At 59.1% G+C, this 9,258-nt stretch carries 8 protein-coding genes; 4 read left to right on the top strand and 4 right to left on the bottom strand.

The annotated features are described in order from the left end of the window. Positions 1–162: 162 nt before the first annotated feature. The 3 genes from katG to ACRCSW_RS02090 form a co-directional block, all read right to left on the bottom strand. Entirely contained in the window at positions 163–2,346 is a 2,184-nt protein-coding gene (gene katG / locus ACRCSW_RS02100; RefSeq protein WP_104456140.1) for a catalase/peroxidase HPI, read from the bottom strand. 67 nt (positions 2,347–2,413) lie between these two features. Then, entirely contained in the window at positions 2,414–2,908 is a 495-nt protein-coding gene (locus tag ACRCSW_RS02095) for a Dps family protein (protein WP_104456139.1), read from the bottom strand. Between the two features lie 50 nt (positions 2,909–2,958). After that, positions 2,959–3,573 (bottom strand): recombinase family protein, encoded by a 615-nt coding sequence (locus ACRCSW_RS02090; protein WP_104456138.1) that lies wholly within the window; start codon positions 3,571–3,573, stop codon positions 2,959–2,961. A 147-nt stretch (positions 3,574–3,720) separates the two neighbouring features. On the opposite strand from ACRCSW_RS02090, the gene ACRCSW_RS02085 reads away from it, so the two are divergent. The 4 genes from ACRCSW_RS02085 (at position 3,721) to ACRCSW_RS02070 (ending at position 8,442) form a co-directional block, all read left to right on the top strand. Beyond that, positions 3,721–6,687 (top strand): Tn3 family transposase, encoded by a 2,967-nt coding sequence (locus ACRCSW_RS02085; protein WP_128272751.1) that lies wholly within the window; start codon positions 3,721–3,723, stop codon positions 6,685–6,687. Between the two features lie 97 nt (positions 6,688–6,784). Further along, entirely contained in the window at positions 6,785–7,009 is a 225-nt protein-coding gene (gene relB / locus ACRCSW_RS02080) for a type II toxin-antitoxin system RelB family antitoxin (RefSeq protein ID WP_270796924.1), read from the top strand. Further along, positions 6,993–7,256 (top strand): type II toxin-antitoxin system RelE family toxin, encoded by a 264-nt coding sequence (locus ACRCSW_RS02075; protein WP_270804997.1) that lies wholly within the window; start codon positions 6,993–6,995, stop codon positions 7,254–7,256. The genes relB and ACRCSW_RS02075 overlap by 17 nt, the downstream gene beginning before the upstream one ends. Positions 7,257–7,434: 178 nt before the next feature. Next, complete coding sequence (locus ACRCSW_RS02070; RefSeq protein WP_270796927.1) at positions 7,435–8,442, top strand: replication initiation protein; 1,008 nt, start codon at positions 7,435–7,437, stop codon at positions 8,440–8,442. Positions 8,443–8,593: 151 nt separating this feature from the next. On the opposite strand, the gene ACRCSW_RS02065 is transcribed toward ACRCSW_RS02070, so the two are convergent. Further along, positions 8,594–8,884, bottom strand: coding sequence for a hypothetical protein (locus tag ACRCSW_RS02065; RefSeq protein WP_270796928.1), 291 nt, complete (start codon positions 8,882–8,884; stop codon positions 8,594–8,596). Positions 8,885–9,258 lie beyond the last annotated feature (374 nt).

Raw genomic sequence — 9,258 nt, 5'->3', positions numbered from 1 at the left:
GGGGTCGTCTCAGAAAACGGAAAATAAAGCACGCTAAGGAAATTAGGAGTTTCAGTACGTCATTCGTTGTTCCAGGTACTACGGATACAAAAAGAGAGACCGAAAAACGATGGCTTTTCGGTCTCTCCGAAGGATGTTCAGCAGGCTGTCCTGCCATCCAACCTATTGCAGATCAAAGCGATCCGCGTTCATGACTTTCGCCCATGCAGCCACAAAGTCCTGCACGAACTTGGCCTTGTTGTCATCCTGCGCGTAGACCTCCGCATAGGCACGCAACACTGAATTTGAACCGAACACCAAATCAACGCGGGTCGCCGTCCACTTGGGTGCCCCCGTCTTGCGGTCAACGATGGCGTAGCTGTTACGCCCCGTCGGTTTCCAGCTGTAAGCCATGTCGGTCAGGTTAACGAAGAAATCATTCGTCAACGTGCCAACCCGATCCGTGAACACGCCATGCGTGGTGCCGCCGAAGTTAGTGCCGAGTACCCGCATCCCACCCACCAAGGCTGTCATCTCGCATGCCGTCAAACGCATCAGCTGGGCGCGATCAAGCAGCAGTTCCTCTGCACTGACCACGTAGTCCTTCTTCAGCCAGTTGCGGAAACCATCGGCCAAGGGCTCAAGCACCTCGAAGGACTCAACATCGGTTTGTTCTTGCTTGGCATCCCCACGTCCAGGAGCAAACGGGACCGTCACCTCAACACCAGCCGATCTGGCTGCTTGCTCAATGCCGACGTTTCCGGCGAGGACGATCACGTCGGCAACACTTGCGCCAGTGTCTACGGCGATCTTTTCATAGATGGGCAGGACCTTAGTGAGTCGCGCCGGTTCGTTACCCTCCCAGTCTTTCTGCGGAGCAAGACGAATACGCGCGCCGTTGGCACCGCCGCGCTTGTCCGAGCCACGGAAGGTGCGAGCGCTGTCCCAAGCGGTTGAAACCATCTCGCCGATAGTGAGGCCGGCGGCGACGATCTTCGCCTTGACGGCGGCAACGTCGTAATCCTTGCGACCGGCGGGTACCGGGTCTTGCCAGAGGAGGTCTTCCGCCGGCACATCCGGGCCGATGTAGCGCGACTTCGGGCCCATGTCGCGGTGCGTCAGCTTGAACCAGGCACGGGCAAAGACTTTCTCGAAATAGGCTGGGTCGTCGCGGAAGCGTTCGGCGATTTTGCGATATTCGGGATCGAACTTCATTGCCATGTCGGCATCCGTCATGATCGGCTTGCGGCGGATCGACGGATCTTCGACGTCGACCGGCATATCTTCTTCCTTGATGTTGACCGGTTCCCACTGGTGCGCGCCGGCGGGCGACTTCTGTAGCCACCAGTCGTAACGTAGAAGCAGGTCAAAGTAGCCGCCCTTCCCGGTGTTCCATTTCATCGGATGCGTGGTCCACGCGCCTTCGATGCCACTCGTCACGGTGTCACGGCCGATGCCGCGCGTGGTGTGGTTCTGCCAGCCGAGACCCTGCTCTTCGAGTTCGGCACCTTCGGGAGCTGGCCCCAGGTTGGCCGCACTGCCATTACCGTGCGTCTTGCCGACGGTGTGACCGCCACCCGTCAGTGCCACGGTTTCCTCGTCGTTCATCGCCATGCGCGCGAAGGTGATGCGCACGTCGTGGGCCGTCTTGAGCGGATCGGGCTTGCCGTCGACACCTTCCGGGTTCACGTATATCAGCCCCATCATCACGGCGGCCAGCGGATTTTCGAGGTCGCGCTCGCCCGAATAGCGGCTACCAGCGCTACCACTGGGGGCCAGCCATTCCTTCTCAGACCCCCAATAGGTGTCCTTCTCGGGGTGCCAGATGTCTTCCCGACCGAAGGCGAAGCCAAAGGTCTTCAGGCCCATCGACTCGTAGGCCATGTTGCCGGCGAGGATGATCAGGTCGGCCCAGGAGAGCTTGTTGCCGTACTTTTTCTTGATCGGCCAGAGCAGACGGCGCGCCTTGTCGAGGTTGGCATTGTCCGGCCAGGAGTTGAGCGGCGCGAAGCGCTGGTTGCCGGTGCCACCGCCGCCGCGCCCGTCAGCGATGCGGTAAGTGCCGGCTGAGTGCCAGGCCATGCGGATCATCAGCCCACCGTAGTGGCCCCAGTCAGCCGGCCACCAGGACTGGCTGTCGGTCATCAGCGCCTTGAGGTCCTTCTTGAGCGCGTCGACGTCGAGCTTCTTGACCTCTTCGCGGTAGTTGAAGCCCGCGCCCAGCGGGTTGGTCTTGCTATCGTGCTGATGCAGGATGTCCAGATTCAGGGCCTTGGGCCACCATTCCATGGTCTGCATGCTGGCTGATGTGGCACCTCCGTGCATGACCGGACATTTTCCAGAAGAACTTGCGTCTTTGTTTTCCATGTCTCACTCCTTTGTTGCGTTGTGATCAGAAATCGTTGGCCCAATCCAGGCTGACTGGTGGTTTGCGTCAGTCTTCGAGCAAGCTGCGCAGCATCCAAGCCGTTTTTTCATGGACATCGATGCGCTGGGTCAGCACATCCGCCGTGGGTTGATCGTTGGCTTCATCCGCTACCGGGAAAAGCTTGCGAGCAGTTCTGGCGGTGGCTTCTTGCGCTGCAACCAGATGGGCGATCATCTCGTTGGCTTTGGGTACCCCCTCGACCTCCTGAATTGAGGCGAGCTTGACGAATTCCTTGTAGGTTCCCGGCGCCGGGAAACCCAAGGCACGGATGCGCTCGGCGATGACGTCCAACGCATTCCACTGTTCGGTGTACTGATCCATGAACATCATGTGCAGGCTGTTGAACTGCGGCCCAGTTACATTCCAATGGAAGTTGTGCGTCATCAAGTACAGCGTGTAGCTGTCGGCTAAGAGAGCGGACAAGCCCTCGACAATCTTCTTGCGGTCAGCTTCTGAAATTCCAGTATTCATGGGCATTGATTTCACTTTCTTTTCTTTCATGGTGCTTTCCTTTCGTTGAGAAAAATTGAATTGGCATGCTAACGCGGTCATCAACCCTGATTGAGAAGCTTGATTCCATCGGGACGTAGCTCGCCTTTTGGTGAAATGCATCGATACAAGGTCTGACGTGTAATACCGAGTTCGGCACACAAATCGCCGACCTTGGTTTCTGGCTGTCCCATTGCCGCCATTGCCAAGCGCAGCTTGGCGGGCGTCATCTTGAATGGTCGCCCTCCCTTTCGACCGCGTGCCCGTGCAGAAGCCAGGCCCGCCACCGTGCGTTCAGCGATTAGCGCTCGCTCGAACTCGGCCAGTGCAGCGAAGATGCCAAAGACGAGCTTCCCGGCAGCGGTCGTCGTATCGATGGACGCACCGTGGCCCGTTAACACCTTGAGGCCGATATTGCGTCCAGTCAGATCATGCACTGTGTTGATGAGATGGCGCAGATCGCGTCCAAGACGGTCGAGTTTCCATATGATTAGCGTGTCACCTGGCCGTAGCGCCTTCAGGCAATTTGCCAAGCCCGGGCGGTCCTCTCGCTTACCGGATGCGTGGTCTTCGTAGATATGTATGGAATCAACGCCCGCAGCTAGCAGCGCATCGCGTTGCAAATCGGTGGTCTGAGAACCATCCGCTTTCGATACTCGCACGTAGCCAATCAGCATGTTGAACCTGTCACATATACGTTCGATTATGTGACAGTGTGATTTTGGCACGTCATGGTGTCAATATATGTCACTTAATCCGTCACCTTTTCTAAGGTATGTAAACGATCATTTTAGTAAATAATGTGACAAATAAAAGGAATTCCCATGCCACGCCGTTCGATCCTCTCCTTCGCCGAGCGCGAAAGCCTGCTGGCGTTGCCGGACACCAAGGATGAGTTGATTCGTCACTACACGTTCAGCGACACCGACCTCTCCATCATCCGGCAGCGGCGTGGGCCAGCAAACCGGTTGGGCTTCGCCGTGCAGCTCTGCTATCTGCGCTTTCCCGGCACCATCCTTGGCGTCGATGAAGAGCCGTTTCCGCCCTTGCTGAAACTGGTCGCCGAGCAGCTCAAGGTCGACGTCGAAAGCTGGGACGAGTACGGGCAGCGGGAGCAGACCCGGCGCGAGCATTTGGTGGAGCTGCAAATGGTGTTCGGCTTCCAGCCCTTCACGATGAGCCACTACCGGCAGGCCGTCCATATGCTGACCGAGTTGGCGGTGCAGACCGACAAGGGCATCGTGCTGGCCAGCGCCTTTATCGATCACTTGCGGCGGCAGTCGATCATTCTTCCCGCCATCAACGCCGTCGAGCGGGCAAGCGCCGAGGCGATCACTCGCGCCAACCGCCGCATCTATGACGCCCTGACCGAACCGCTGACGGACACGCATCGCCGCCGCCTTGACGATCTGCTCAAGCGCCGGGACAACGGCAAGACGACCTGGCTGGCCTGGCTGCGCCAGTCACCAGCCAAACCGAATTCGCGGCACATGCTGGAACACATCGAACGCCTCAAGGCGTGGCAGGCGCTCGACCTTCCTTCCGGCGTCGAGCGGTCAGTGCACCAGAATCGCCTGCTCAAGATCGCCCGCGAGGGCGGTCAGATGACGCCCGCCGACTTGGCCAAGTTCGAGCCGCAGCGGCGCTACGCGACCTTGGTCGCGCTCGCCATCGAGGGCATGGCCACCGTCACCGACGAAATCATTGACCTGCATGATCGTATTTTGGGCAAACTGTTCAACGCTGCCAAGAACAAGCATCAGCAGCAGTTTCAGGCGTCCGGCAAGGCCATCAATGCCAAGGTACGACTATACGGACGCATCGGCCAAGCGCTGATCGAGGCCAAGCAGGCGGGCCGCGATCCGTTTGCCGCCATCGAGGCCGTCATGTCCTGGGACGCCTTCGCCGAGAGCGTCACCGAAGCGCAGAAACTCGCTCAGCCCGAAGACTTCGATTTCCTGCACCGCATCGGCGAGAGCTACGCCACGCTGCGCCGCTATGCACCGGAATTCCTCGACGTGCTCAAGCTGCGGGCCGCGCCCGCTGCCAAGGATGTGCTGGAGGCCATTGAGGTACTGCGCGGCATGAACAGCGACAACGCCCGCAAGGTGCCTGCCGATGCGCCGACCGACTTCATCAAGCCGCGCTGGCAGAAGCTGGTGATGACCGACACCGGCATCGACCGGCGCTACTATGAACTGTGCGCGCTGTCGGAGCTGAAGAACGCGCTGCGCTCCGGCGACATATGGGTGCAGGGCTCGCGCCAGTTCAAAGATTTCGAAGACTACTTGGTGCCGCCCGCGAAGTTCGCCAGTCTCAGGCTGGCTAGCGAATTGCCGCTGGCCGTGGCCACCGACTGCGACCAGTACCTGCGCGAGCGGCTGACGTTGCTGGAAACGCAGCTCGCCACCGTCAACCGCATGGCGCTTGCCAACGAGCTGCCAGACGCCATCATCACGGAATCGGGCCTGAAGATCACGCCGCTCGATGCGGCGGTGCCCGACACCGCCCAAGCGCTGATCGACCGGACGGCAATGGTTCTGCCGCACATCAAGATCACCGAATTGCTGCTGGAGGTGGATGAGTGGACGGGCTTCACTCGGCACTTCGCGCACCTGAAGTCCGGCGACTTGGCCAAAGACAAGAACCTGCTGCTGACCACGATCCTGGCCGACGCGATCAACCTGGGCCTGACCAAGATGGCCGAGTCCTGCCCCGGCACGACCTACGCCAAGCTGGCTTGGCTGCAAGCGTGGCACATCCGCGACGAAACCTACGGGGCGGCGCTGGCCGAGTTGGTGAACGCGCAATTCCGGCACCCGTTCGCCGAACACTGGGGCGACGGCACCACGTCATCGTCGGACGGCCAGAACTTCCGAACCGGCAGCAAGGCCGAGAGCACAGGCCACATCAACCCGAAATACGGCAGCAGTCCAGGACGGACTTTCTACACGCACATCTCCGACCAGTACGCGCCGTTCCACACCAAGGTCGTGAATGTCGGCGTGCGCGACTCGACCTACGTGCTCGACGGTCTGCTGTACCACGAATCCGACCTGCGCATCGAGGAGCACTACACCGACACGGCGGGCTTCACCGATCACGTTTTTGCCCTGATGCATCTGCTGGGCTTCCGCTTTGCGCCGCGCATCCGCGACTTGGGCGACACCAAGCTCTACATCCCGAAAGGCGATGTCGCTTACGATGCGTTGAAGCCGATGATCGGCGGCACGCTCAATATCAAGCACGTTCGCACCCATTGGGACGAAATCCTGCGGCTGGCCACCTCGATCAAGCAGGGCACGGTGACGGCTTCGCTGATGCTCAGGAAGCTCGGCAGTTACCCGCGCCAGAACGGCCTGGCCGTCGCCCTGCGCGAGTTGGGCCGCATCGAACGTACGCTGTTCATCCTCGACTGGCTGCAAAGCGTCGAGTTGCGCCGCCGTGTGCATGCCGGGTTGAACAAGGGCGAAGCCCGCAACGCACTGGCCCGTGCCGTGTTCTTCAACCGCTTGGGTGAAATCCGCGACCGCAGTTTCGAGCAGCAGCGCTATCGGGCCAGCGGGCTCAACCTGGTGACGGCAGCTATCGTGCTGTGGAACACGGTCTATCTGGAACGGGCGACACACGGGCTACGGGGCAATGGCCATGCCGTCGATGATGCGCTGTTGCCGTACCTGTCGCCGCTGGGCTGGGAACACATCAACCTGACCGGCGATTACCTCTGGCGCAGTAGCGCCAAGGTCGGCGCGGGCAAGTTCAGGCCGCTACGGCCGCTGCAACCGGCTTAGCGTGCTTTATTTTCCGTTTTCTGAGACGACCCCTCGTTGCAGGGGCTTGCGATTGGAGTATGATATACGCGTATATTATTGGCGTGAGGGGTGGACTATGTTGGCGATACGGTTGCCGTCAGAGATTGAACAAAGGTTGAGCCATTTGGCCGAGGTGACGGGCAGAACTAAGACGTTCTATGCCCGTGAGGCCATCTTGGCGCACCTGGAAGACCTTGAAGATTACTACTTGGCTGAACGGGTCATGGAGAGAGTTCGTAAGGGCGAAGAGCGCTTGTTCTCACTGGATGAAGTGGAGCGCGAACTTGGCTTGGAAAGTTGAACTGGCCGATAACGCTAGAAAGCAGTTGGCGAGGCTGGATAAGACCCAAGCCCAGCGAATTACCAAATATCTGCGGCGGGTGATGATGCTGGAGGACCCAAGGGATGCAGGCAAGGCGTTAACCGGCAATCTGCGTACTTACTGGCGTTATCGAGTGGGGGATTATCGGGTTATCTGTGAGATCAGGGATGCTGAATTGGTGATCGTGGCAGTGGAAATCGGCCATCGCAGCGAGGTATACGGATAATTTGCCGATAGGGCATCGTTGCAGTAACGTACTGTCCAGAAAAGACAAACCCCGAATCTCTGTTAATGCAACTTGGCGGAAGCTTTCAGAGAGTTCGGGGCCGTTCACTAAGAACAGGGAAAGCATATCACATGACCGATCTCACACAAGACTGCACCGCCAATAAGCGCGGTGATCGATGGTAAAACCAGCGCTTCAAGCCGCCGAATTCGTCGAACGACTCCCCCGTCGCCCGTACTGCACAGACGATTTATCGTCTGGCTTGCTCATTCGTCCGCAGGCTACCGCCCTCGCCTATCGCCACATCCAGCACAACCCGCCGCCGCACGTCTCCTGCATTGTGTTTGATGTGGACAGAAAGCCTTATGAGCAGCGGCGAGAAGGGTATCAAGAGTGGCGAGAGCGCGGCTTGCCTGCGCCGCATTGGATCGCGATCAACCCCGAGAACGGCAATTACCACCTCGGCTATCTGCTGGCTGCGCCGGTGGCGCGTACCAATGCAGCCAGGCTAAAGCCGCTGCGCTATCTGGCGGCCATAGAACACGTTCTGGCGAAGAAGTTGGGTGCTGACATGGGGTACGTTGGGTTGATCACCAAAAACCCCGTACACAGCGATTGGTGGACGGTATGGCATAACCATGCGCCCTATTCCCTCGACTATCTCGCGGAGTTCTGCCCAGATGCTGATTTAGCGGCCTACAACCGCCGTAGCGGTAAAGAGGCGAGCGGGCTAGGCCGTAACGTCACTGTGTTCGATAACGTGCGGGAATGGGGCTACAGCGCTGTGCGGGAGTATTGGCGGCCCAATGGATACGACGCATGGGCGGATGCGGTGAGAGCTGCCTGTGAGAGCGCCAATGCGTTTGGACGCGAGCAGGGCGGCCCGTTGCCCCATAGTGAGATCAAGGCCACGGCCAAGAGCATCGCACGTTGGATATGGCGGCACCTTACCCCGACCTCGTTTGCGGATTACGTTGATCGGACACATACCCCCGAGATCCAAGCGCGGAGAGGGGCTAAGGGCGGCAAGGTATCCAAGGGCGGGGGCAGGCCCAGCAAAGCGGCAGAGCTGCTGCCGGAAGTATTGCGGCTCAAAGCAATGGGCTACAGCAACCGCGATATAGCCGAGGATCTGCAAATCTCGGCTGGCAGTGTGTCCAATTACCTCCGTTGTGATCTTGAGTGATCAAAAACAAGCCTATATCAGATAACAGCGCCCGGAGGGCGTTCCTTGAGACCTGGTAGTATTCCAGAGAGAGGGCTCGTTGTGAGGGGGGTAACTGCGATCCCGTAGGGCTGTCCATCAGGCCATGTGTTCGGCCTGTGGGCAGTAGCTGTTATCCCCGGAGCTGTTTGGTTTCTGCTTTTCGTAGTGCTCTCAAGATCTCCCCGGCCTGTTCCGAGGTAAGCACCACCGCAGAACCTCCGTCCCTGATCGCCTGCATCTGAGCATCCAACCCCTCCATCAGTGCCCTATTTATCGTCACAGTAACGTTATCTTCCTGCTGTTTGGCCCGGTAGGCGGCTTGTCGTTCTGCCCCGCTTTTGGCTGTTCCGGTCTTTGGTCTACCCCGTCCGCGCTTGATGCCAAACATGTCCCCAGTGCCCTGATCCGTGGCGTCCTTCATGGTGTCATTTCCTGTCACTGTAACGGTAATTGATTATGTGTCACGGTGACAATAAATTGCAAGTTGCCGCCCCTCTCTTTTTTTGCTGTACTGGTTATTAGCCAGCGTACCCGTATTACTTTTCGTCCGCTTCGCGGCCTCCAGTAATCCGGGGCTGGTGAGGGGCGCAGCCCCTTCAATCCCCCACACAAAACAACCGGAGGCACCGTGTCCAGAGTCCCGAAAACGACCACCATCAGCCTACGGATCGACAAGCCCACTGCCGCCGAATGGCGGGAGCGAGCAGCCGCCTCTGGGCTCAGCGTGTCGGACTGGATCAGGGGGGCGGTGGATGCTGGCCAGCAGACGAACTTGCCGACGCCACAGCGCCGCCC

Origin of the sequence: Tabrizicola sp. (assembly GCF_051645465.1) — a bacterium.
Taxonomy (GTDB): domain Bacteria; phylum Pseudomonadota; class Alphaproteobacteria; order Rhodobacterales; family Rhodobacteraceae; genus Tabrizicola.
The sequence above is the reverse complement of the archived record's forward strand: the minus strand, read 5'-3'. Positions and strand labels throughout refer to the sequence as shown.

Coding starts and splice junctions, on each gene's coding strand:
- katG (WP_104456140.1), bottom strand. CDS start 2,346: ATGGAAAACAAAGACGCAAGTTCTTCTGGAAAATGTCCGGTCATGCAC.
- ACRCSW_RS02095 (WP_104456139.1), bottom strand. CDS start 2,908: ATGAAAGAAAAGAAAGTGAAATCAATGCCCATGAATACTGGAATTTCA.
- ACRCSW_RS02070 (WP_270796927.1), top strand. CDS start 7,435: ATGGTAAAACCAGCGCTTCAAGCCGCCGAATTCGTCGAACGACTCCCC.
- ACRCSW_RS02090 (WP_104456138.1), bottom strand. CDS start 3,573: ATGCTGATTGGCTACGTGCGAGTATCGAAAGCGGATGGTTCTCAGACC.
- ACRCSW_RS02085 (WP_128272751.1), top strand. CDS start 3,721: ATGCCACGCCGTTCGATCCTCTCCTTCGCCGAGCGCGAAAGCCTGCTG.
- relB (WP_270796924.1), top strand. CDS start 6,785: ATGTTGGCGATACGGTTGCCGTCAGAGATTGAACAAAGGTTGAGCCAT.
- ACRCSW_RS02065 (WP_270796928.1), bottom strand. CDS start 8,884: ATGAAGGACGCCACGGATCAGGGCACTGGGGACATGTTTGGCATCAAG.